At 59.9% G+C, this 22,796-nt stretch carries 21 protein-coding genes; 17 read left to right on the top strand and 4 right to left on the bottom strand.

Annotated elements, in window-relative coordinates; translation table 11 throughout:
- Positions 1-161: 161 nt before the first annotated feature.
- Together AC0L4F_RS10895 and AC0L4F_RS10890 are read left to right on the top strand one after the other, a co-directional pair.
- Positions 162-890 carry a transporter substrate-binding domain-containing protein gene (locus tag AC0L4F_RS10895; protein WP_244688292.1) on the top strand — a complete coding sequence of 243 codons (729 nt, stop codon included), beginning with the start codon at positions 162-164 and terminating at the stop codon, positions 888-890.
- A gap of 204 nt (positions 891-1,094) precedes the next feature.
- Positions 1,095-1,949, top strand: coding sequence for an amidohydrolase family protein (locus tag AC0L4F_RS10890; RefSeq protein WP_244688290.1), 855 nt, complete (start codon positions 1,095-1,097; stop codon positions 1,947-1,949).
- Between the two features lie 66 nt (positions 1,950-2,015).
- Here the strand turns inward: AC0L4F_RS10890 and AC0L4F_RS10885 are convergent, their stop codons facing one another.
- Positions 2,016-2,939, bottom strand: a complete 924-nt coding sequence (locus tag AC0L4F_RS10885) for a GntR family transcriptional regulator (protein ID WP_244688288.1) — start codon at positions 2,937-2,939, stop codon at positions 2,016-2,018.
- 317 nt (positions 2,940-3,256) lie between these two features.
- Here AC0L4F_RS10885 and AC0L4F_RS10880 point away from each other — a divergent pair, with 317 nt between their 5' ends.
- The 15 genes from AC0L4F_RS10880 (at position 3,257) to AC0L4F_RS10810 (ending at position 18,679) form a co-directional block, all read left to right on the top strand.
- Positions 3,257-4,246: a Bug family tripartite tricarboxylate transporter substrate binding protein gene (locus AC0L4F_RS10880; RefSeq protein ID WP_244688286.1), complete on the top strand. Its 990-nt coding sequence runs from the start codon at positions 3,257-3,259 to the stop codon at positions 4,244-4,246.
- Positions 4,247-4,312: 66 nt separating this feature from the next.
- Positions 4,313-4,744 carry a tripartite tricarboxylate transporter TctB family protein gene (locus AC0L4F_RS10875; RefSeq protein WP_244688284.1) on the top strand — a complete coding sequence of 144 codons (432 nt, stop codon included), beginning with the start codon at positions 4,313-4,315 and terminating at the stop codon, positions 4,742-4,744.
- A gap of 12 nt (positions 4,745-4,756) precedes the next feature.
- On the top strand, positions 4,757-6,301 hold the full coding sequence (locus AC0L4F_RS10870; RefSeq protein WP_244688282.1) for a tripartite tricarboxylate transporter permease: 1,545 nt from the start codon (positions 4,757-4,759) through the stop codon (positions 6,299-6,301).
- 96 nt (positions 6,302-6,397) lie between these two features.
- Positions 6,398-7,480 carry an isocitrate/isopropylmalate dehydrogenase family protein gene (locus tag AC0L4F_RS10865; protein WP_244688280.1) on the top strand — a complete coding sequence of 361 codons (1,083 nt, stop codon included), beginning with the start codon at positions 6,398-6,400 and terminating at the stop codon, positions 7,478-7,480.
- Between the two features lie 69 nt (positions 7,481-7,549).
- A complete protein-coding gene (locus AC0L4F_RS10860; RefSeq protein ID WP_244688278.1) occupies positions 7,550-7,972 on the top strand; it encodes a hypothetical protein in 423 nt (140 codons plus the stop codon).
- On the top strand, positions 7,924-8,229 hold the full coding sequence (locus AC0L4F_RS10855; protein WP_244688276.1) for an aspartate/glutamate racemase family protein: 306 nt from the start codon (positions 7,924-7,926) through the stop codon (positions 8,227-8,229). Before AC0L4F_RS10860 ends, AC0L4F_RS10855 begins: the two co-directional genes overlap by 49 nt.
- Positions 8,223-9,497 (top strand): 3-oxo-tetronate kinase, encoded by a 1,275-nt coding sequence (otnK, locus tag AC0L4F_RS10850; protein WP_244688274.1) that lies wholly within the window; start codon positions 8,223-8,225, stop codon positions 9,495-9,497. The genes AC0L4F_RS10855 and otnK overlap by 7 nt, the downstream gene beginning before the upstream one ends.
- A complete protein-coding gene (gene otnC, locus AC0L4F_RS10845; RefSeq protein WP_244688272.1) occupies positions 9,494-10,135 on the top strand; it encodes a 3-oxo-tetronate 4-phosphate decarboxylase in 642 nt (213 codons plus the stop codon). Before otnK ends, otnC begins: the two co-directional genes overlap by 4 nt.
- Before the next feature lie 5 nt (positions 10,136-10,140).
- Positions 10,141-11,184: an AbrB family transcriptional regulator gene (locus AC0L4F_RS10840; RefSeq protein WP_244688270.1), complete on the top strand. Its 1,044-nt coding sequence runs from the start codon at positions 10,141-10,143 to the stop codon at positions 11,182-11,184.
- Positions 11,181-13,793, top strand: coding sequence for an aconitate hydratase AcnA (gene acnA / locus AC0L4F_RS10835; RefSeq protein ID WP_244688268.1), 2,613 nt, complete (start codon positions 11,181-11,183; stop codon positions 13,791-13,793). The genes AC0L4F_RS10840 and acnA overlap by 4 nt, the downstream gene beginning before the upstream one ends.
- A 76-nt stretch (positions 13,794-13,869) precedes the next feature.
- Positions 13,870-14,595 (top strand): GntR family transcriptional regulator, encoded by a 726-nt coding sequence (locus tag AC0L4F_RS10830; protein ID WP_244688265.1) that lies wholly within the window; start codon positions 13,870-13,872, stop codon positions 14,593-14,595.
- Positions 14,596-14,801: 206 nt separating this feature from the next.
- Positions 14,802-15,656, top strand: coding sequence for an SMP-30/gluconolactonase/LRE family protein (locus AC0L4F_RS10825; protein WP_244688263.1), 855 nt, complete (start codon positions 14,802-14,804; stop codon positions 15,654-15,656).
- A gap of 102 nt (positions 15,657-15,758) precedes the next feature.
- Positions 15,759-16,304, top strand: coding sequence for a TRAP transporter small permease (locus AC0L4F_RS10820; protein WP_244688261.1), 546 nt, complete (start codon positions 15,759-15,761; stop codon positions 16,302-16,304).
- The gene (locus tag AC0L4F_RS10815; RefSeq protein ID WP_244688259.1) at positions 16,301-17,620 is read left to right on the top strand and encodes a TRAP transporter large permease; all 1,320 of its coding nucleotides are present in this window, start codon (positions 16,301-16,303) and stop codon (positions 17,618-17,620) included. The genes AC0L4F_RS10820 and AC0L4F_RS10815 overlap by 4 nt, the downstream gene beginning before the upstream one ends.
- Before the next feature lie 60 nt (positions 17,621-17,680).
- Positions 17,681-18,679 (top strand): TRAP transporter substrate-binding protein, encoded by a 999-nt coding sequence (locus AC0L4F_RS10810; RefSeq protein WP_244688256.1) that lies wholly within the window; start codon positions 17,681-17,683, stop codon positions 18,677-18,679.
- 91 nt (positions 18,680-18,770) lie between these two features.
- Here AC0L4F_RS10810 and AC0L4F_RS10805 read toward each other — a convergent pair whose 3' ends face one another.
- The 3 genes from AC0L4F_RS10805 to AC0L4F_RS10795 all read right to left on the bottom strand — a co-directional run bounded on the left by AC0L4F_RS10805 (position 18,771) and on the right by AC0L4F_RS10795 (position 22,789).
- Positions 18,771-19,802, bottom strand: a complete 1,032-nt coding sequence (locus tag AC0L4F_RS10805; RefSeq protein WP_244688254.1) for a DUF475 domain-containing protein — start codon at positions 19,800-19,802, stop codon at positions 18,771-18,773.
- A 78-nt stretch (positions 19,803-19,880) separates the two neighbouring features.
- Positions 19,881-21,629 (bottom strand): dipeptide ABC transporter ATP-binding protein, encoded by a 1,749-nt coding sequence (locus AC0L4F_RS10800; RefSeq protein WP_244688252.1) that lies wholly within the window; start codon positions 21,627-21,629, stop codon positions 19,881-19,883.
- Between the two features lie 11 nt (positions 21,630-21,640).
- Positions 21,641-22,789: an ABC transporter permease gene (locus AC0L4F_RS10795; RefSeq protein ID WP_244688250.1), complete on the bottom strand. Its 1,149-nt coding sequence runs from the start codon at positions 22,787-22,789 to the stop codon at positions 21,641-21,643.
- Positions 22,790-22,796: the final 7 nt, after the last annotated feature.

The following is a 22,796-nucleotide window of genomic DNA, read 5'->3' as shown; positions in this document are numbered from 1 at the left end:
TGAGGCGGATCAGGGCCAATTGCGCCGTGCGAACATGGTCCAGAAACGCCAAAGTCCAAAAATAAGGCGCAAAATCACTTATATATTGCATTTCTATTGAAAATAAGCCAGTCAACTCGAGGAACCGTAGATTTTCATCCGTACCATGCGAGGAGACGCCATTGACCACAGATATCGTTGCCGAATTTGTAACGACAGGCACATTGCGCGTCGCGCTTAATCACGGGAACCGCATCCTCGTGGGGCGCAACACCGACGGGACCCCCAAGGGCATCTCGGTCGACCTTGCAAAAGCACTGGCCAGCGACCTCGGCGTTGACCTCACATTCGTCGAATTCGATCGCGCGGTTGACGTCTCGAACTCTGCCGAGGATGACCTATGGGATGTTTGCTTCCTTGCCGTCGATCCAAAGCGCGCGCAGACCATCGACTTTACCGATCCCTATATTCGGATCGAAGGGCGTTACCTCGCGGGGGCGGGTTGCACCGCGGAAACCGCTGACGCATTGGTGACATCTGGCGCGCCTGTCGGCACGGTTGAGGGCTCGGCCTATACGCTCACCCTTGCGCGCAAACCCGGTGCCGAGCATCTGGTGACCTTTCCCGACATTCACGCCATGCTTGCGGCGCTGGACGCAGGCGAACTCCACGCGGTTGCAGGCATTGGCGCGGTGATGGAGACCGAGGCCAAACTGCGCCCGGGGGCACGCACGCTGCAACCGCCGTTCATGGAAATTCTACAGGCGATGGCCATTGTGAAAGGCCGCCCCAAAGCGACCGCACACCTGCGTCATTTCCTCGCCGAATTGGCGCGCAGCGGTCGGGTCGGTGACATCCTTGAAGCCCACGGCGTCAGCCGCGACAGCGCAATTGCCCCCGACCCCGCCTGAGACTTCGCGCCTTTGCCGCACGGCCCAAAACACGGCCCGAAACAAGGACATCCCATTGTCATCTCATGCGCGCGCGCTTGAATCCCTGCCTTCTGCCCCACCTCAGCAATGCGGCACAGAGGCCGCAGTGCAACAGGGTCAAGAAACCTTCGGCAGATCGTCACTGCCAACGGCGGCGCGTGCCCACATTTTGGAACATCTGACATGACGCAAAATGCCACCTGGGACACGCATGTTCACCTGTTCGACCCGCGCGTCTTCCCCTTCGCGCACCAGCGAAGCTACACGCCCGGCGACGCCAGTGTGCCTGACCTTCTTGGCATCATGGCGGCGGGGAACATTGATCGCGCCGTGGTGGTGCAACCAAGCGTCTATGGCAGCGACAACACCTGTTTGTTAAAGGCGCTCGACACCCTTGGCGACCGCGCGCGCGGCGTGGCGGTGGCCGACCCTGCGACCCTCGACCATGCCACGATCGCCGAAATGCGCGCCAGCGGCGTGCGCGGTTTTCGTGTCAACCTGGTCAGCGGGGCCGAGGTCGATGCGGGCGCGCACGCGGTTCAGGCGATGGCCTCGGCCCTCGCGGGCAGCGGCATGTTCCTTCAGATCTATGCACCAATCGACGCCGTGCTGCGGCACGTCGAACTCATCACACACGCGGGTGTGCCCGTCGTTCTGGACCATTTCGCGGGCATCGGCGCACAGGCCCCCGAAAGCAACCTGATCGACCTGCTCCAAAAATGTGACTCTGAGCCTGTTTGGATAAAAATGTCAGCGGACTACAAACTTGGCGCCACACCGGAGAGCGCGCGAACCCGGGCAATATCCCTGATCCGCGCATGCGTCGCCCTGCGCCCCGACCATATCATTTGGGGCTCAGATTGGCCGCACACCAGTGGAGGCCCGGAACGCAAGACACGCGCATTTGGCGAGATCGAGCCGTTTCGGAATGTCGACTCTCACGCCATCCCGAGGCTGTTTTCGGCCTGTGGGGTGACGCCCGAACAGATCCAAAACATCATGTGCCACAATCCCGCCCGCCTGTTCGACGGCCAGTAAGCGCGCGGGCAGCGGACCGCGCGTCGTTTGGATTAATTGGCGGCAATATTCAATCCTGCGGCACAATTACGCCTGGGAATGCGCCTCGGCCTCCATCTCCTCTGACCAATTCCGTGCAATCGGGCTTTTGCGACGCAGCGCGCCCGACAGGTGCCGACGCATGAAATAGGACGCCTCCACCACTTCGCCCCGCTCCAACAGGTCGATGATTTCAATGTGGTCGCTACATTGCACCTGCAACCGCTCCTGATCCACGCGCGCACGGTATTCCATCAGACGACGCATGCGGTTCACACGCTCCAAGGCACTGGCAAAAAACGGATTATTTGACATTGCGATCAGGGCCTCGTGAAAGGCCGCCCCATTGGCGAGCAGCTGTTCCGGCGGCGTTCTGGCCACATCGACTTCCAACATCCACTCCTGAATTCGGCGATGCTCTGCGAGCACCTTTCGGTCGAGCTCAAAGCTCGGCTCGAGCAGTGCCACCGGCTCGATCGCGAGGCGGAACCGATAGATTTGATCGAAGGCCTCTGAGGTTTTCGCCACCGGCAGCAACCGCCACCCATAGCCTTCTTTGCGCTCTGCCCACCCCTCGCGCGCCGCGCGCGCCATCATGTCGTTGAGCCGTGATTTGGTAAGCGAATACCGCTGACGCAAGCTCTGTTCTGTGACAATTTCGGTCAGGCGGTTTTTGAGCCAATCTTCGGCAAAGGTTTGATATACATCGGATTCCTCAGAATCCTGCGCCGCAATTTCCTGGGCCAGCCCCTCGGGGATTTCCTCGGGCACGAAATACCCCCGATTGGCCTGATGCTCCAGCAACCCCTTGTCAGACAACGCGACCAGCGCATCGCGAACCGGCGTGCGGGACACCTGATACCGATCTGCAATCTGCTGCGTGGCCACATGCGTCCCCGGCTCAATCGTGCCGGTCAGAATATCCTTGGCAAGACGGTTGGAGATGCGTGTCGCGAGGTCGCTGCTGCTCATTTTATTGGTCCTTATTGGTCGATCACGTTTTGCCCTTGGATGCGCGCGATCCAGATTCGCAGCACCTCCCCACCGGTAGAAGGCATTTTTGGCGACCAAAATGCTAAAATCAAGAGCCGATTCTGCCGCAATGCAATCTCACACCCCTCAATGGGCCTCCTGCATTTGGCAATCAATTCGTTATTTTTCAAACAATTACCACCATTTCCGCCAAAATTTTCGCGTCGCAAAAATTGGCTATTGGCTTTTTCGGTCGTTAAGTGCAATCTGAAGCCCGACTACACTGCACCTAACGAAAACGCATTTGGGAGGAAAAAATGCAATTCAAACACAACCTCGTCGCAGCGGCGGCTCTCGCCATCGCCTCGTTTGCACCAAGCGTGGGTCTGGCCCAGGACTTTGAGCCTGAAAACCCACAGTGCATCGCCCCATCCAACCCCGGTGGCGGCTGGGATTTCATCTGCCGCACCACCGCGCGCTTCCTGTTCGACCTTGGCGTCATGGATGACACGATGCAGGTCACAAACATGACCGGCGGCGGCGGCGGCGTGGCCTTTGCCCATGTCACCAAGGAACGCAACGATGACAACAACCTGATTGTTGCGGCCTCCATGTCCACCAGCGCCCGGATCGCGCAAGGCATCTACAAAGGCGCAAGCTTTGACGATGTGCATTGGCTGGCCACGTTCGGCGCGGAATATGGCGCGATTGCCGTCGCCGCAAATTCCGAGTTCCAAACGCTCAACGACATGATGGATGCGATTTTGGAGAACCCGAAATCCGTGGGCATCGCCGGCGGCTCCTCGGTGGGCAGCTATGACCACATCAAGCCCATGTTGCTGGCTCAGGCCGCAGGAATGGAAGACGTCACACAGGTTAAATACGTCTCTTATTCCGGTGGCGGCGAAGCGATGACCGGCCTTCTGTCCGGCTCGGTTCAGGCCGTTTCGGGTGACTTCTCGGAAATGCTTGGCTTTGTTGAATCCGGCGACATCCGCATCATCGGCATTCTCGCGCCGGAGCGTTTGAAAAACTTCCCCGACATCGCCACCGCGAAAGAGCAGGGCTATGACGTGATTGGCGCGAACTGGCGCGGTCTCTACATGCCACAGGGCGCGTCTGACGAAGCCAAGGAGTTCTGGAAGCAGGCGATCATGACGATGGCCGAAAGCGACGATTTCAAAGCCGCACTCGAGGCCGCTGCGATTGAACCCTTCAACAACTTTGGCGACGACATGAACGCCTTTGTGCAAGGTACAATCGACGACGTGACCAAGCTTTCGAAAGAAATCGGCATCATCAAGTGATGCACCACGGCTGCCCCGACCGCTCGGGGCAGCCGCTTATACAACCCTGCAAATCTGGAGACCAAGATGAGTGACCGAATTTTCGGTGCGGTCGGTCTTGCGCTGGCCGCATTCTACATATGGGCCGCCTCGATAATCCCCAACAGTTTCATGGTCGACGTGATCGGCCCGCGCACCTTCCCCTATATCGTTGGCACCATCATGGCGCTCAGCTCGTTGATATTCATCTTTCGCCCCTCGGGCGAGCCTGAATGGCCTGCTGTACGTGAGTTGAGCGAAATCGCCTTCGCCGCAGCCGTGATGTTTTTGTACGGCTGGGTGCTGCCCGAATTGGGCTTCGTGATCTCAACCATTTTCGCAACCGCATACCTGACATGGCGACTGGGCACGAAGCCCCTCGCCTCGCTGGTGACGGGTCTTGCGACATCGGTCGGTATCTATGTCGTGTTCCATCTGATCCTTGGCTTGTCGCTTGCCAAGGGCCCGCTGGGTTTCTGAGGAGCAAATATCATGGAAACTCTGAGTTCACTTGCGGATGGCTTTGCCATCGCCCTGACCTTCGAAAACTTGTTGCTTGCGCTGCTGGGCTGCTTTCTCGGCACGTTGATGGGCGCCCTGCCCGGCCTTGGGCCTGCCAATGGCGTGGCCATTCTCATACCGATCGCCTTTTCGCTCGGGCTTGGCCCGACGCCTTCGCTGATCCTTTTGACGTCGGTTTATTACGGCGCGATGTACGGGGGGCGGATTTCATCCATTCTCCTTAATATTCCGGGCGACGAGCCTGCGATGATGACCTGTCTCGACGGCTATCCCATGGCACAGCAGGGCAAGGCGGGCGAAGCTTTGTCCCTGTCGGGCATTGCGTCCTTTGTTGGGGCATTCTTTGCCACCTGCGGGCTGGTGCTTTTGGCGCCGCAACTGGTCAAGATCGCGCTGCTGTTCGGCCCTGCGGAATACTTCGTGCTGTTCACATTGGCCTTTGCCACCTTGGGCGGGATTTCCTCGACCAATCAGGCAAAGTCGGCGTTTGCGGCGGCTTTCGGCCTTGGGATTGCGATGATCGGCAGCGACAGCCAAACAGGTTCGCAGCGCTTTACCTTTGATGAAATCCACCTGTTCGACGGGATTGATTTCCTGATCGCCATCGTCGGCCTGTTCGCATTGAGCGAGGTGTTCATCTTCCTTGAGAAACACCGTGGCGGCAGCGTCGGTCACAGTGGCGACATGAAGATTGGTCGCCTCTTGCCTAACCTCTCCGTGCTCAAGCGTTGTATCCCCACAATGGGACGTTCCAGCGTCATTGGCTTCATCTCTGGCGTTCTGCCCGGAGCGGGTGCATCGCTTGGCTCGTTCCTCAGCTACTCGCTTGAGAAACAGACCGTGGACCGCGAAGGCAAGACCTTCGGCAAGGGCGATCCGCGCGGTGTGGTTGCACCTGAGGTCGGCAACAATGCCGCATCGGGCGGCGCGCTTGTGCCGATGCTCGCCCTCGGCGTGCCGGGATCGGGGACAACAGCGGTGCTTCTGGCGGTGCTCTTGCAGTTGAACATCACCCCCGGCCCACTGCTGTTCCAAAAGAACCCGGATGTGGTCTGGGGCCTGATTGCCGCCTTGTTCATCGCGAACTTCATGCTGCTGGCGCTTAACATCCCATTGGTTGGCCTGTTCACCCGCGTCTTGCTGGTGCCAACACGGATCTTGATGCCCGTGGTCGCGATGGTCTCTTTTGTCGGGATCTATTCCATCACCGGCTCGACGTTTGACGTCATGCTGATGGTTGGTTTCGGCATCCTGGGCTGGGTGCTGCGCAAGCTGGACGTGCCATTGGTGCCGATCATCCTTGGCATCCTGTTGGGCAACGAGATGGAAGTGAACCTGCGTCGGGCTCTGACGATCTCTGACGGTGACTGGGGCATTCTCGTCGGCAGCCCCTTGGTGTTGATCTTGTGGGCCGTGGCCATCATCGGCTTCGTCCTTCCGATCTTCCTGTCGCGTCGCGTCAAACGGAACATGGAGGCCGCGCGCCCCTCTGAGGAAATCGCCGCAGGCGACTGACCCCTTCAAACATGGGGGGCGCCCATGTCGCCCCCTGTCCCCCCTCTCAATCTCTCTCAGCGGAACAATCCGTCGAAATTATCAAGGAGAACCATAATGCGTATCATGTATTTGCCCTGCGACGGTATCGGGCCGGAAATCACGGCCGAAACCCTCAAGGTGGTCGAGGCCGCGAATGAACGCTTTGACCTCGGTCTGACGTTCGAAAAGGCAGAATCCGGCTTCGACTCGCTCAAGAAATATGGCACCACCCTGCGTGAAGAGGTGCTTGACCGCGCACGGACCGAATTTGACGGCGTGATCCTCGGCACGCAGTCGCACATGGACTATCCCCCCGTTGTCGAAGGCGGCCGCAATGTCTCAGCCGGGTTCCGCATCGGTCTGGACCTCTATGCCAACGTGCGCCCCGCACGGAGCCGCGATTTCATCCCGAACAAAGCGCCGGGCATGGACCTTGTAATCATGCGCGAAGCGACCGAAGGATTTTACCCCGACCGCAACATGTACAAAGGCGTCGGAGAAATGATGCCCGACCCGAACATGGCCCTGTCGGTCCGCAAAATCACCCGTCACGGCTCGATGCGCATCTGTCGCGAAGCGTTCAAACTGGCGATGCAGCGCAACAAGAAGGTTGTCGCAATTCACAAGGCGAACAGCTTTCTCATGACGGACGGGCTGTTTCTTGAATGCTTCCGCGAAGTGGCCAAGGAATTCCCCGAGGTCGAGACAGACGACAAGATCGTTGACGCCTTTGCCGCCCTTCTGGTGCGTCAGCCAGAGATCTATGACGTTGTCGTCGCGACCAACTTCTACGGTGACATCCTCTCCGATCTCGCCTCCGAGCTTTCGGGTTCCTTGGGTCTTGCAGGGTCGATCAACGCCAATGCCGAAACAGGCCTGTGCTGTGCCCAGGCACAACACGGCTCTGCCCCGGACATTCAGGGCAAGAACGTCGCCAACCCGACCTCTTTGATCTTGTCGGCGGCAATGATGCTGTCGTGGCTCGGCGAGCAACGCGGCGTGCAAAAGCTTCTGGATGCAGGCACAGCGATCACCGAGGCCGTGGATGCGGTCATTGACGATCCGGCCAAGCGCACGCGCGACCTTGGCGGTTCGGTCAACACCGACCAATTCGGCACCTTCGTCGCCGATGCCGTCGCAGGCAAAGTTCCGGCCTAGGTTGGTCCGCTCGACGGGCAGGCACCTCCCCCCTGCCCGTCACCCCCTCTCTGCATTCGGGAACTCGACATGACACGTATCGTATTGATCCACGCCACCCGGGTCGCAATGGCCCCGATCGACGACGCCTTCAAACGGCTCTGGCCGGATGCCGAAACCATCTCGATCCTCGAAGAAGGTCTCTCGGCCGATGCAGCGTCCGGGCGTGTCGATGCAACCGAGCTTGATCGCCGCATCAACGTGCTGGCGGATTATGCGATGGATCTCGCGCCCGACGCCATTCTCTATACCTGTTCTGCCTTTGGGGCGGGCATTGAAACCGCCGCCGCGCGGCTGGACATTCCGGTCCTCAAGCCGAACGAAGCCATGTTCGAAGCGGCCGTCGCAAGCGGTGGCAATGCCACCATGCTCTATACCTTCCCCCTGCTGTGGCGGGGATGGAATTGGAATTCACCGAAGAGACGGCACGCAGCGACGCAGATGCGACGCTGACCTCCGTCGCGGTCCCCGATGCCCTCGCCGCGCTCAAGGCGGGTGATGGCAAGGCACATGACCAACTGATCGCGCAGGCCGCCGCCAATGTGCGCAATGCCGACGCCATAGTGCTGGCGCATTTTTCGATGAGCCGCGCCGCCGACGCGGTGCGGGCCTGCACGGATATTCCCGTGCTGACCAGCCCCGACGCCGCGATAGACAAATTGAAGCGGGTTTTAGCCCCCGCAAACGCAAAAGGAACCTTGGAATGCTGATAGGTGTGATCGCCGACGACTTTACCGGCGGGAGCGATATTGCAAATACGCTGGCCAAGGGCGTCGCCCCGGAAGGTGGATTGATCACAGCGCAATATGCGGGCGTACCAACGCAAAAAGCCGCGCCAGAGATCGAGGCAGGCGTCATCTCTCTCAAGAGCCGCTCGACATCGGTTGAACAGGCGGTCGCGCAATCGCTGGCGGCGCTGGAATGGTTAAGTGAGCAAGGCTGCGAGCAGATCGTTTTCAAATACTGCTCGACCTTTGACTCAACGAATGACGGCAACATCGGCCCGGTCTCCGAAGCCCTCGCACGTGCCCTGGACTGTCGCGGTGTTGTCGTCTGTCCCGCCTTTCCGACGGCGGGGCGCACGGTCTTTCAGGGGCATCTGTTTGTTTTTGATCGTCTGCTGAATGAATCCGGGATGCAGAACCACCCGTTGACGCCGATGACCGATCCCGACCTGCGCCGTGTCTTGCGCGCACAAACGGATGAGAGCGTCGGCCTCATACCGCACACTGTTGTCGCGGCTGGCGCGGATCCTGTGCGCGACGCCCTGTGTTCCATGCCCGAACGCTTTGCCGTGGTTGATGCGATCTCGGATGAGGCGCTTCTGACCATCGGGGATGCCGTCGATGGCGCGGCGCTGGTCACTGGCGGCTCCGGGATTGCGCTTGGCCTGCCACGCAATTTCATTCGCACCGCGCGTGCGCAGGGCGGCGACGTACCGTTCACCCCCGCCACCGGACCCGAAGCGATCCTTGCCGGGTCGTGTTCTGGCGCCACACGCGGTCAGGTAGATTATCACGCCGCCCGCCACCCGACGCTTGCCATTGATGTGCCCGGCGTCATGCAAGGGACCGTCACGGTCGACGACCTCACGGGCTTCATCGTCGCGCATCAGGGCGACGCGCCGCTGGTCTATTCCTCTGGCACGCCAGAGGAGGTGCGCGCGGTCCAACAGGAATATGGCCGCGAGGCCACCGCCGCCAAGCTCGACGCCTTGTTCGCCGATACAGCACGGGCGCTGGTCGAGCGCGGCTACCGTCGCATCGTGGTCGCGGGGGGCGAAACCTCAGGCGCGGTGGCACAGGCGGTCTGTACCACGCTTGACGTCAACGCCATGCGCATCGGCCCCGAAATTGACCCCGGCGTTCCCATTCTCAGCCTCGGCGACGCCCCCGTTCTGGTCGCGCTGAAATCCGGCAATTTCGGCACCCCCGACTTCTTTGAAAAGGCACTGCGCATGATGGAGACCGGCGCATGACCGAAGAAGAGGGCAAAGCACGGGAAGAAATGGCACATCTGTGCCGCTCGCTCTTTGACCGTGGCTTTTCCGTTGGCACCGCCGGCAATGTGTCCGTGCGGCTGTCAGATGGTATTTTGTTGACCCCCACCAATGTGCGGCTCGGTGATCTCGATCCGAAGCGCATCTCGAAGCTGGACTTCGCAGGCCACCATATCGCCGGTGACAAACCCACCAAAGAAGTGTTCCTGCATCAGGCGTTTTACGACACGCGCCCAGAAGCAGGTGCGGTGGTTCATTTGCATTCGACATGGGCCACGGCCCTGTCCTGCCTTGCAGATATCAACCCCGACGATTGTGTGCCGCCGCTCACGCCTTATGTCGTGATGCGCGTCGGGACGGTGAAACGGGTGCCCTATGTCAAACCCGGCGATCCAACCATGGGCGACATGATCCGCGATTTGCAGGGCAAATATGCGGCGGTTCTACTGGCCAACCACGGCCCCGTGGTCAGTGGCAAAAACCTGTTCTCGACCGTTGCCGCGGCAGAAGAGCTTGAAGAAACCGCACGTCTGATCGTGGCGCTGCGCGGCATGAACACACAGGTGTTGACGCCCCAGGACGTCGCGGAACTGAACACAACTTTCGGCAGGATTTAACCCAATTGCCCAGCTTGAAGCCCCTCCCCCGCGCTCTGCTCACCCTTGTCGCGGCGATCGCTGCGGGGTGGGCGCTTTCGACGACGGGGCTGCCGCTTGGGTGGTTGATTGGCGCGATGCTCTTGATTGTGGTGGCGTCATTGCTTCAGCTGCCTGTGGTGCAACCCACGCTGTTGATGCCCTATGTAAAGGCTGCTGTCGGCACGATGCTGGGCGCGGCGATCCCGTCCAATATCGTCGAGCTGGCCGTCGCATGGTGGCCGTCGCTGACCATGATGTTCGCCATTTTGATTATTGGCGGTGCGATAAATTACAATGGTCTCCAGCGTCTGTTCGGGTTCCCGAAAATTGACGCGCTGTTGTGCTCCATGCCCGGCGGGATTTCCGAAATGATCCTGATCGGCGAGCATGCCGGCGCGGATCAGCGACGGGTTGCAATTGTTCATGCGCTGCGCATCGCGCTCTCTATCCTGCTTATTCCCGTGCTTGCCGGGCTGGCCTTTGGCGTTTCGGTGGAAAGCACCACAAACGCCTTATCACATCAGATGACCCTGCCCGATTGGGGCTGGTTCCTGGCATGTATCGCCGCCGGCGTTGCGGCTGACAGATGGCTGCGCATTCCGGCGGCACTCATCCTCGTCCCGATGCTGGTCAGCGCCGCGCTGCACCTGACACAGGTCTCGGCGTTTCATGTCCCGTCAGAGGTCTCGATCGCCATTCAGGTGGCCATCGGCATCAATGTCGGCGCGCGGTTTCTGGGTGTCTCACTGTCGACGCTGGCGGGGTTTGCCCTGTCCGCGATGGCCGTCGTCGCAATCCAGATTGGCATCGCCATTCTTGCGGCCGTCATCATGGCCAAACAGGGCGGCTGGGACGGGCTGGCCTTGACCCTGGCCTTCGCGCCGGGCGGTTTGGCAGAGATGTCATTGATCGCCGTAACCATGGGGCGCGAAGTCGCGCTTGTCGCCTGTCACCACATCCTGCGCGTGCTGTTCGCACTCTTTGCCGCACCGACGCTGGTCTCACTTTTGTCCAAGAGGTCGCAATGACACTTCACACCGATGTGCACCACCACGATCAAACCATGCGTTTTGTCGATCTCAAAACGATCCTCGGCGCGCGGCTGGCAAAGCTGCCACATGTCTTGCGACTGCTGAGCGAGAACCACCTGCGCGAGACACAGGCACCTGCCCCGCTGATCGCTGCCCTCGACGACTGGCTTGCGAAGCGGCCAACAGGTTTCGAATTCTCGTTTCGCCCCAACCGCATCTTGATGCACGACACGACCTGCACCCCGGCGATTGCCGATATTGCAGGGCTGCGGGACGCAATTGCCGAGGCCTGCGGCGACCCTGCCCAGCTGACGCCGCAATTGCCCGTCGAGGTGTCCGTAGACCACTCGCTCGCCGTGGATATCTATGCCAACCCCGAGGCTGCCACCCGCAACGGTGCGCGCGAAATAGAGCGCAACCACGAACGGTATGCATTCATGAAATGGGCCTCGGCCAACCTTAGCGGGGTGCATGTGAATCCACCCGGTACGGGGATCATGCACACGATCAACCTCGAACAGCTCGCCACGCTTCTGGAGATCAACGAAGACGGCACCGCGCATCCGGATATGCTGTTGGGGACCGACAGCCATACGCCGATGATCAACGGCATTGGCGTGCTGGGTTGGGGCATTGGCGGGCTGGAGGCGGAAAGCGTGATGTTCGGCCAAGCCACGACGCTGGCCGTGCCAAAGGTGGTCGGCGTGCGGCTTGTCGGGGCCCTGCGCGCGGGGGTGCTGTCGACCGATCTGGCGCTCGAGATCACCCACCGCCTGCGCGCGCTTGACGTCACGGGCGCCTTTGTCGAATTCCTCGGCCCGGGCGTCGCGACCCTTACGGCGGGTGACCGCGCGGTGATCGCCAATATGGCACCGGAATACGGCGCTTCGACCGGCTTCTTCCCGGTGGATGCCAATAGCGTGACCTATCTGGAACAAACCGCGCGCGCAGCGCCGCTGACCCAGGCCATTGAACCCGTCTTTCGCGCGATGGGACTTTGGTTCGATCCCGAAGCGCACCCCAACTTCGATCAGGAGATCGAGATTGATTTGGCGTCACTGACCCCCGTCGTCGCGGGGCCGCGCCGCCCGCAGGACCGATGCGCGCCCGCGCAGGCACAGACCGGGATTGAAACCGCAATCAACCGCCCTTTGGCCCCCTGTCCCCCGGACAGGAACACGGTGCCGGACGGCGCTGTCGGCGTGGCGGCGATCACGAGTTGCACCAACACATCCGATCCACGCCTGTTGATTACGGCGGGGTTGCTGGCGCGCAAGGCGGCGCAACGCGGCCTCACCGTGCCCCATTGGGTCAAGACCTCTTTGGCGCCCGGATCGCCCTCGGCACGCGCCTATCTGGATCGCGCGGGCCTGACCCGCGATCTTGCGGCGCTCGGCTTTGACATTGTCGGGTTTGGCTGCACCACATGTATCGGCAACTCTGGCCCGCTGCCTGCGGTGATCGAAACGGCATTGGAACAGGACAAAGCCGTCTGCGCGGTCCTGTCGGGGAACCGCAATTTCCCCGGACGCGTGCACCCCAAACTCGACCTCGGATATCTGGCATCACCGCCACTGGTCATTGCCTACGCGATCAAAGGGCGGATCGCCGGGGATATTCTGAGCGATCCCCTGGGCGAGGACGCAAGCGGCGCAGCGGTCTATTTGCGCGACATTTGGCCGGATCGCGATGACATCGACGCCGCAGTGACGCGCGCCTTTCGCGCAGATGACGTGCCCCAGGCCTTTGCCACCGCTTCGGGAAACAAAGCGTGGCAGGACATCGCCTGTCCCGCCACGCCATTGTTCCCATGGGACAGCGCATCGCGCAGCTTGCGTCGCCCGAAATTCGCATCCCTGTCAGAGACCACGCGCCTTGGACAGTATTCCGCCGCGCCGCTTCTGGTGCTTGGCGATGACATGACGACCGATCACATCTCGCCGGCGGGGTGGATTTCACCCGACAGCGAGGCCGGAAAATGGCTGATCGCGCGTGGCGGCACGCCGGCCGATCTGAATGTCTATGCCTCCTACCGCGGCAACTGGGAGGTCATGTTGCGGGGGCTGTTTACCAATCGGCTCGCGCGCAATTACCTCGCCGATGACCTGCCCGCAGGCTGGACCACCCTCAAAGACGGATCCCCCCTGCCCGTGCATCGCGCTGCTGTGCAACTGGCCACGGCGGGCACCTCTGCCGTGATCCTTGCCGGCGCGCGGTATGGCATGGGGTCCAGCCGCGATTGGGCCGCCAAAGGGGCCGCGCTTCTTGGGGCGCGGGCCGTCATCGCCCGCAGCTTCGAGCGTATTCACCGCCAGAACCTGATCGGAATGGGGGTTGTCCCGCTTGTGATCACGGATGGGTTCCTGCCCGCCAGCGCAGGCATTACGGCGGCGGATCGCTTTGACATTTCCCTGCCGCCGGACAGTTTGACGCCCAATCAGGATGTCGCACTGCATTGGTCACCTGCGAACGGCCAGCCAAAAACCATCGCCTGCCGCGCCGATGTGCAAACCGGGCAAGAGGTCGCATTGCTGCAAGCGGGCGGGGTGCTGGCCTCGATCCTTGAACGGGTTCTTGGGCACCACCCGCGCCCCGGCGTGGCGTGACAATCCCGCGCAAATGTGTACTCATTTACAGATACGGCCACCCAATCGCCGTGCCAGCCTGTGAAATGAGACCAAAGTGAACGCGAAACGCAAAATTTACGAGTATCTGACAGGCGAGATCGCCAGCGGCCGCGTCAAGACAGGCGGGCGCATGGCCACGGAAAAAGAGCTGGCCGCGCAATTCAGCGTCAGCCGCTCGACAATTCAGGCCGTGATGTCGCAACTCGTGTCCGAAGGCTACGTGCGGCGACAGGCGGGCAAAGGCACCTTTGCCTGTCAGCGCGAGGATGACATGCGGGTTCGGGTCAATCTCGACATCCACAATATCCAATCCTTTGAAAACGAGGCCGCCGTGTCGGGCGAGCGTGTCACCTATCGGCTGATTTCCTTTTCACGTATCGCGGCCCCGGCGCGTGCCGCGGCGAAACTTGGCCTTGATCTGGGGACCGACGTCTTCAGCCTTCATCGTCTTCGGTTCATCGACAAACTCTGCATTGGCATGGAAATACGGTATTTTTCGCCCGCATTGACCCTGGATTTCCCTGCCACCGCATTGGAAACCGAGGGCGTGCATAGTCTGATCGAAGATGTTCTGGACATCCGCATCAGCCGGATCGAAGCCGCCCTGCGCGCCGAGGCGGCAACCGCTGCGGATGCCGCCCATCTGGGCCTTGCCCCACATGCGCCGCTGCTTGTCCGCTCTCACACCTTGTTCGACACATCCGAGCAGGTGATTCTGCATGGCGATTCCTACTACGTGCAACCTTTCTCGTTCCGCTACACCGCCAGCGTGCGAAACTGAGCCCAAGCGCAGACGCATCAACGCGATCGGCGCCGCACCCCTAGACCTTTGATTTTCATGGAATTTTGATCGGACGCCCCGGCGTGCCGCCATGGGCCGTGGGCGTTCGAAACCTATTGACTAGTCATTTGGAAAACGTCCCGACAATAAGATTGCCTGATTGGATTTTTTAACTTATAAATCCATAACAGCCATCGGAGACAGCAATGTTCTTTGCCCCACCCCAAGACATCACAGCAGAGGTTTTTGCGGAAGTTCCCGCAAAGCTGATGCCGCAGGACACCTCTGAGTGGGGCACCGTCCAGCACCCGGGAAAGACCTTTCGCGCTTTTCTGGAGGGGCCATCCTTTGACACCGAGGGCAATCTTTACTGCGTCGACATCTGCCATGGCCGCATTCTGAAATGTGATCCGGGCGGCAATTTTTCGGTGGCCGCATCCTATGACGGCGAACCGAACGGCCTGAAAATACACAAGGACGGGCGCATCTTCATCGCTGACCACGCGCATGGCATCATGGTCATGGATCCCCTGTCTGGCAAAGTCGAACCATATCTGACCCGTCCCGGGCTTGAACGGTTCCACGGGTTGAATGACCTGCATTTTGCAAGCAACGGCGATCTCTATTTCACCGACCAGGGCCAAAGCGGGCTCCACGCCCCCTATGGCCGCTTGTTCCGGCTGGGCGCCAATGGCGATCTTGATTGCCTGATCGACAAAATCCCAAGCCCGAATGGTTTGGTTTTAAACGAGACTGAAAACCAACTTTACCTTGCCGTCACGCGGATGAACGCCGTTTGGCGCGTGCGCTTCCTCCCGGGTGGCCGGACCGTCGCCAAAACAGGCACCTTCATTCAGCTGTCAGGCGGAATGGCGGGGCCCGACGGTCTGGCGCTCGGAGAGGGGGGAATTGGTGATCGGGCACATGGGTCTTGGCACGGCCTGGGTGATGACACGACTGGGCGAGCCGATGTACCGCATCCGTTCGCCGCGCGGCATCCTGACCGCGAACATGGCATTCGGAGGTGTCGACAATCGGGACCTCTATATCACCGAGGCTGAAACCTCGACGATCCTAAAAGTGACACTGCCGTTTGCGGGCAAGACGATGTTTAGCCATCAAACCTGACCCGCATCGGCACTCATGCGACAGGGAGGCTCCGCATGATACAGATATTGGACAGATTACTGTCCACCTTTGAAAAAACATTGATCGTTGTCCTGACACTTGCGGGACTGATCATGGCATCCGTGCAGGTCGTTCTGCGCTATGCGTTCAACACCGGCATTCACTGGCTTGAGGCTGGTTTGGTGACGGCGCTGGTCTGGGCCATGCTGATTGGCGCGGTCCACGGTGTGCGCCAGGGATCTTATCCACGGGTTGACCTATTGCCGCAACTGATGCCCCGGCGCACGCGCGCCACGATGAACGCCATTGCGCTTTTGGCGACCCTTGTCCTGGTTTGCTACTATCTCTTTGACAGCGTGTTTTATGCCGAATTCATCAATCGCATCAACGCGCTGCATCCCGAGCTTGGTATCAAGATGGTCTATCCGTTTCTGATCATCCCCCTGATCACCGCGCTTATGGCGCTGCGCTACATCCTGCTGGCAGCCGCGCTTTGGCAACGGCCCGACAGCATCACCCCCGAAGAAGATTTTCGCGGCCTGATGGCCAGCCAGCCTGACGACCAAGGAGATTTGAAATGACCGCAGTTGTGCTTGTTGGGCTGTTCTTCGGTCTCATTCTTGTTGGCGCGCCGATTGCCGTGGCGCTTGGCGGTTCTGCGGTTCTGGCGTCGATGATCTTCTCGCCGATTGCGGACGGTATTGTCGGGCAAAAGCTGTTCTCGAACCTCAATCACTTTACGCTGATGGCGATCCCGTTCTTCTTCCTTGCCGCTGGCCTGATGGAGCGCGGCGGGCTGGTGCAGCGATTGGTCGGGCTGGCGCAAGCGGTCGTTGGCCACCTGCGTGCCGGGCTGGGCATGACCACGGTTCTGACCTGCATCTTCTTTGCCGCCATTTCCGGGTCCAGCCCCGCGACGGTCGCGGCGGTTGGCAACATTCTCTATCCGTCCCTGATGAAAGAGGGCTATTCGGCCAAATATGCCGTTGGCGCCCTGGCGACCTCCGGCTCGATTGGCATTCTGATCCCGCCGTCGATCCCGCTTATCCTCTATGGCTTTGTGACGGAAACCTCGATCCCTGCCCTCTTTGTTGCGGGCATCCTTCCGGGGTTGTTTTACGGCGCGATGCTGCTGATCACCGCACGCATTCTTGCGGTGCGCGAAGGCATCGAGGTCAAGCCCAAGGCCACCGCCCGCGAGCTTGGCCAAGCGTTGAAGGTCAGCCTGCCTGCGCTGTCGCTGCCGGTGTTCATCGTGGTCGGCATCTATGGCTTTCCCGAATTCGACCTGTTCGGCTGGCACATGGATGGTGGGGCGATCTTTACCCCGACCGAGGCCGCAGCCATCTCTGCCGTGCTTGCCATGGTGATTGGTTTCTTCATCTACCGCGAGCTGACGTTCCGCGACCTTGTGGCGGTGACGGCAGAGACCGGTCCAAAAGTTGGCATGGTGTTCTGGATCACTGCAAATGCCCTGTTGTTCGGCTTTTTCCTGACCAAGATCGGCATTCCTGCGGCCATGGCCCAGCTGGTAGTTGACCTGAACCTGTCGCCAATCGTGTTCCTTCTGTGCGTGAACATCCTGCTGGTGATCATCGGCTTCTTTCTGGAAGGCGTGCCAACCATCCTGATCTTTGCGCCGCTGCTGGTGCCCGCCGCCGAGGCATTGGGAATTGATCCCGTGCATTTCGCGATCATCATGGTGGTGAACATCGAGCTTGGCCTGATTACGCCCCCGGTTGGCATCAACCTCTTTGTGGCCAGCTCGATCACAGGCATGCCGGTTCTCAAAGTGTTTCAGGCGACGCTGCCCTGGATGGCCGCAACGATCATCACGCTCTTGTTCGTCACCTATTTCCCGCCGCTCTCGATGTTCTTGCCCGATCTCATGCACTGACATCGCGACCGTCCATTTCACCCCGCCCATTTCACCCCATCAACGAGGAGAGGAGACCTCATGTTTACCACCACAATCAAAGCCAGCTGTCTGGCATTCGCCGTCGTCGCGGCCACAGGCGTCGCCGCGCAAACCGACATTATCATGTCGAACGACAACAACGAAAAGGGGTTGAAGGGCCAGACCTTCGACCTTCTGGTCACCGAATTGGAAACCCGTCTGGGCGACCGCGCCCGCGTCGAGATGCACCACAGCGGCACGCTCTTTGATCAGCAAAGCCAGATCCAGGGTCTGCAACTGGGCGGTGTGAACATCATCTCGCCAACTGCGGGCGTCTACAGCTCGGTCAACGAAAACGTCGGCGCGTTGCAATTGCCGTTCCTGCTCAACACGCCTGCCAAAATTCAGGCCGCCGTGGCCGATCCCCTTGTGCGCGAGGCGATCATGCCCACGTTCAACGGCCAAAACATCGAAATCGTCGCGGTTTGGATGAACGGGCCACGTGATCTGGGCTACAAGGCCGATGCGCCGATCCTGTGGCCGACGGACGCCAAGGGGCTGAAGGTGCGGGTGCAATCGGCACCGATCTTCGTCAAGACATGGGAGGCCGTCGAAGCCAGCCCGATTGGCATCAACTGGTCGGAATCCCCAACCGCGCTGCAACAAGGTGTCATTGATGGTGCCGAAGTGACCCCCAACTCCTGGCGCGGCTCGTCGACCTATCAATTCGTCGATCACATCACCAAGACCGACCACCAGTATTCCTTCTACTTGGTTGGCGCCAACAAGGCATGGTGGGATGGCCTTGATGATGACGTGAAGCCGGAAATCGAAGCCGCCCTTCAGGTGGCAACCGATTGGAACATGAGCCAGGCAAGCAGCCTCAACGATGGCGACCTGGAGTTCATGGCCAGCGAAGGCGTGCAAATCCACGACCTGACTGCCGAGCAGCGCCAAGCATGGATCGACGCCATGCAGCCCGTATGGCAAGAGCTTGGCACTGATCTTGTCGGCGAAGAAGTGATGGCGCGCCTCAAGGCGATCGCAGCCGGCGAATAAATCACCCCCCCCTCCCCTGTAGACGAAGAAACGGCGCGGCCCTTGGGGACCGCGCCGTTTTGCATTTCATGAATGGCGGTGGTGCGTCGCGTTACGACGCCACCCGGGCATGACGCACCGAAGACCAGAACGACACGCCGATGATCGTCGCGCCCCCAAGCCCGGTCAGAAGCTCCGGCACATGCACCAACGCCTGGGCATACATGATGACCGACAGGATCAGGATCGCGTAGAACGCGCCATGTTCGAGGAATTTATACTCGGTCAGCGTCCGCTTCTCGACCAGCATGATGGTCATCGAACGCACATACATCGCGCCAATCCCCAGCCCGATTGCAATGACAAAAAGGTTCTGCGTCAACGCAAAGGCCCCGATCACGCCGTCGAAAGAGAAGCTGGCATCAAGCACTTCGAGGTACAAAAACGCCCCCAACCCGCCACGCGCCGCGTCGCTCATGGTTTCGCTGGCACGATCCAGAATGTTGCCCATCACATCAACGACCAGGAACGTCAAAAGCCCGTACAACGCCGCCGTGATGAATGTCATACGCTCTGCGCCCTCAAGAAAAGAGGCAAATGTCAGCGCCAGCAACAGGACAAATGCAATCTCGACGCCTCGGATCGACGCTAGGCGGCTGACATGGTTTTCCACCATCGGCAGCCAGTGGATGTCCTTATCCTCGTCAAAGAAGAACGCAAGCGCCACCATCATCAGGAACGTCCCGCCAAAGGCCGCAATCCCCAGATGTGCATCCTTCATGATCGCCGCATATTGCTGGGGTTCCGCAGCGGCGAGCTTGATCGCCTCAATCGGCCCGATCTTTGCCGCGACCGCCACAATGATGAGGGGGAACAGAATGCGCATCCCGAACACGGCGATCAAAATCCCCCATGTCAGGAAACGCTTTTGCCAGACCGGCGTCATCTGTTTGAGCTTGTTGGCGTTCACGATGGCGTTGTCGAACGACAACGAGATTTCTAGCACCGACAGCACGATGCAGATCACGAGCACGGTCAACATGCCTTCCAGAGTGCCGGTTGTCGCCCAGCCCAGCCAGGCACCAAGCAACAGGCCGAAAAAGGTCACGACCAACGGCCATTTCATATAGTGAAGCGAAGTCATTCGAAGCCTCGAAAATTAAAGAAGAGACGCCAGCCCCTGCGCCGCGCGCGGGGCCATGTGGCGGGGGCCGACCTGTGCTCAGGTCGGCGCGTGATAGCGAAAGCGTGTGGTCGCATCGCGCCGCGTGGGATCGGCGACAGGCACCGCCGACAACAGCGACTGCGTATAGCGATGATGCGGATCAGTGCAGATCTGCTCTGTTTCGCCGCTCTCGACCACCTCGCCTTTGTACATCACAAGCACCCGGTCACAGAAGTAGCGGACAAGCCCGACATCATGGCTGATGAACAGGTAACTCAGGTCAAGCTGTTCCTGGAGATCGAGCAAAAGATCCATTACGCGCGAGCGGATACTGACATCCAGCGCCGAGGTCGCCTCGTCCGCGATGATGATACGCGGCTTTGGCGCGATGGCACGTGCAATGGACACCCGCTGACGCTGGCCACCCGAAAAGGCATGTGGATAGCGGCTCCCCGCTGATTTCGGCAGCCCCACAAGATCGAGCAGTTCCTCGACCCGTTCCTTGCGCTCCGTCGCCGAGGTCATGCCAGACAACAACAGCGGCTCTGCGATGATCTGTGAAATGGTCATCCGCGGATTTAAAGAGGCAAACGGATCCTGGAAAATCATCCGCATATCGCGCCAATGCGGCAACAGCGCCTTGTCATCAAGCCCCACGAGATCGGTTTCTGTTCCATGGGCATCGGTCAGCAGGATCTGCCCCGATTGCGCGGTCACAATCCGCTGAATGCACCGCGCCAATGTGGTCTTGCCAGAGCCGCTTTCGCCAACGATCCCAATGTTTTCGCCCGCATGAAGGTCAAAGGAAACATCCTTGACGGCATGAAGCCATCTGACCTCTTTCCTGAAGATCCCTTTGCTGCTGAGCGGGAACTTCTTGCCCAGATCAACCGCCCGCAGGATCGGTTGCCCGATGGGGCGACGTGCGCGCATTTCCGTCCGCCGCTGCGATGGCGTATCCGAGGATTGCGCCGCCTTGAGAAGCGTTTTGGTATAGCTGTGCTGCGGTTCCCGAAAGAGGGTGAAGACGTCGTTTTCCTCGATCACCTTGCCGTGGCGCATCACCGCAACCTGATCGGCGATCTGCGCCACAACCCCCATGTCATGGGTGATGAACAGCATCGCCATTTGGTGACGATTTTGCAGATCTTTGAGCAGGTCGAGGATTTCCGCCTGAATGGTCACATCCAAGGCTGTGGTCGGCTCGTCCGCGACAAGGATTTCCGGGTTGCACGCCAGAGCCAGCGCAATCATCGCACGCTGTCGCATCCCGCCCGAAAACTCGAACGGATATTTGTCAATCGCCACCTCGGGCGAGGCGATCTCTACCTGTTTGAGCAGATCAACCGCCTTGTCACGCGCGTCTGCCTTGCTGATTTTCTCATGCAGGCGGATGGATTCCGTGATCTGGCTTCCGATCCGATGCACCGGCGACAGCGAACTCATCGGTTCCTGAAAAATCATCGCAATATCGCGGCCACGAATGTCGCGGATTGTTTTGCCTTTGACATCAAGCGTGGCAAGGTCAATCGCCCCCGGCCGCACGCGTCGTGCCGCGCTTTGCGATGGATGCAGGATGATCTCGCCCTTGCGGATCAAACCCGGCTGCTCAATCCGCAAAAGCGATCTCGACAGCACACTTTTGCCGCTGCCGCTTTCCCCCACAAGACAGAGCGTCTTGCCCGCGTGGATATCCAGCGACACATCGTCGACGGCGTTGAAATCCCCGTCGCGGGTGGCAAAGGCCGTGGTCAGGTTGCGGATGGAAATGATCGGCGTCTGAGTGGTGGTATTGGTCTGTGTCATGTTCTGCCCTTTCATGCGCCGTGCTGCGAATAGGGGTCGGCTGCGTCGCGCAATCCGTCACCAAGGAAGTTCAGCGCCAGCACCACAACGACCACAAAGCCGCCGGGGATAAACAGCCATTCGGCCTGTGCGATGGAACGAATATTCTGGGCCTCTTTCAAAAGAACGCCCCAGGAAATCGACGGCGGCATCAGCCCCAGACCGAGGAACGACAAAGAGGTTTCCGCGAGGATCATCACCGGAATCGCAAGCGAGACCGAGGCGATGATATGGCTCACCAGTGATGGCATCATATGGCGAAAGATCACCCGACGGGGCGACGCGCCATCCAACCGGCCTGCGGTGACGAAATCCTCTGACCGCATGGCCATGAACCGCCCCCGGACCACCCGCGCCAGCTCTGTCCAGCCAATCAGTGACAGGATCAGTGTGATCATGAAATACCGCGTCAACGGATCAAGCGACGGCGGAAGCGCCGCGCTCAGCCCGAGCCAGATCGGGATGGTCGGGATCGACAGCATCAGCTCGATGACCCGCGACGATGCAGTGTCGAACCAGCCGCCGAAATAGCCCGCAGCGCCGCCGATGATCAGGCCAAGCACAAGGCTCATCCCCACACCGACAAGACCGATGGACATCGAAATCCGCGTGCCAGCCACGATGCGGCTGAACATGTCGCGCCCCAATCGGTCAGAGCCGAACAGATAGAATCTCTCTCCCTGATTGACGGGGCCGAACAGCGTGCGATTGACAGGGATAAGATTGACGAGCTTGTAGGTTTCGACCTTCGGAAACAGGCGCAGGAAGACACGTTCGTTTTCGACCGGTGCATAAGACGCCTTCAACGTCAGCTTGTCGCGCGTCAGTTTCTGCTTTTGAACATGCGGCGCAAACACGCGTTTGCCCATGTCATCGACATAGGTCAAACGGATCATTTGCGGCGGGTGATAGACATCGGTGCGCGATGTCAGATTTGGATCAAACGGCTGAAAAAACTCGGCAAAAAGCGCCACGACATAAAAGGCGCCGACAATGTAGAGACTGACCAGAGCCACCCGATGCTTGCGGAATTTTTCCCAGATCAGCCGGGCTTGGGACGCTTCGGCGACATCGTCAGCTGCGCGTGGATCGCTTGGTGTTGCGGTGTGTTGCAATTCCATCAGTGAG

It is taken from the genome of Marinovum sp. J2-8, assembly GCF_055808435.1.
The sequence above is the reverse complement of the archived record's forward strand: the minus strand, read 5'-3'. Positions and strand labels throughout refer to the sequence as shown.

What these genes read in the sequence shown, in the direction of transcription:
- AC0L4F_RS10815 (WP_244688259.1), top strand. Translation starts at nt 16,301, where the DNA reads ATGACCGCAGTTGTGCTTGTTGGGCTGTTCTTCGGTCTCATTCTTGTT.
- AC0L4F_RS10870 (WP_244688282.1), top strand. Translation starts at nt 4,757, where the DNA reads ATGGAAACTCTGAGTTCACTTGCGGATGGCTTTGCCATCGCCCTGACC.
- AC0L4F_RS10885 (WP_244688288.1), bottom strand. Translation starts at nt 2,939, where the DNA reads ATGAGCAGCAGCGACCTCGCGACACGCATCTCCAACCGTCTTGCCAAG.
- AC0L4F_RS10880 (WP_244688286.1), top strand. Translation starts at nt 3,257, where the DNA reads ATGCAATTCAAACACAACCTCGTCGCAGCGGCGGCTCTCGCCATCGCC.
- AC0L4F_RS10800 (WP_244688252.1), bottom strand. Translation starts at nt 21,629, where the DNA reads ATGACACAGACCAATACCACCACTCAGACGCCGATCATTTCCATCCGC.
- acnA (WP_244688268.1), top strand. Translation starts at nt 11,181, where the DNA reads ATGACACTTCACACCGATGTGCACCACCACGATCAAACCATGCGTTTT.
- AC0L4F_RS10810 (WP_244688256.1), top strand. Translation starts at nt 17,681, where the DNA reads ATGTTTACCACCACAATCAAAGCCAGCTGTCTGGCATTCGCCGTCGTC.
- AC0L4F_RS10865 (WP_244688280.1), top strand. Translation starts at nt 6,398, where the DNA reads ATGCGTATCATGTATTTGCCCTGCGACGGTATCGGGCCGGAAATCACG.
- AC0L4F_RS10860 (WP_244688278.1), top strand. Translation starts at nt 7,550, where the DNA reads ATGACACGTATCGTATTGATCCACGCCACCCGGGTCGCAATGGCCCCG.
- otnC (WP_244688272.1), top strand. Translation starts at nt 9,494, where the DNA reads ATGACCGAAGAAGAGGGCAAAGCACGGGAAGAAATGGCACATCTGTGC.
- otnK (WP_244688274.1), top strand. Translation starts at nt 8,223, where the DNA reads ATGCTGATAGGTGTGATCGCCGACGACTTTACCGGCGGGAGCGATATT.
- AC0L4F_RS10805 (WP_244688254.1), bottom strand. Translation starts at nt 19,802, where the DNA reads ATGACTTCGCTTCACTATATGAAATGGCCGTTGGTCGTGACCTTTTTC.
- AC0L4F_RS10875 (WP_244688284.1), top strand. Translation starts at nt 4,313, where the DNA reads ATGAGTGACCGAATTTTCGGTGCGGTCGGTCTTGCGCTGGCCGCATTC.
- AC0L4F_RS10820 (WP_244688261.1), top strand. Translation starts at nt 15,759, where the DNA reads ATGATACAGATATTGGACAGATTACTGTCCACCTTTGAAAAAACATTG.
- AC0L4F_RS10890 (WP_244688290.1), top strand. Translation starts at nt 1,095, where the DNA reads ATGACGCAAAATGCCACCTGGGACACGCATGTTCACCTGTTCGACCCG.
- AC0L4F_RS10825 (WP_244688263.1), top strand. Translation starts at nt 14,802, where the DNA reads ATGTTCTTTGCCCCACCCCAAGACATCACAGCAGAGGTTTTTGCGGAA.
- AC0L4F_RS10795 (WP_244688250.1), bottom strand. Translation starts at nt 22,789, where the DNA reads ATGGAATTGCAACACACCGCAACACCAAGCGATCCACGCGCAGCTGAC.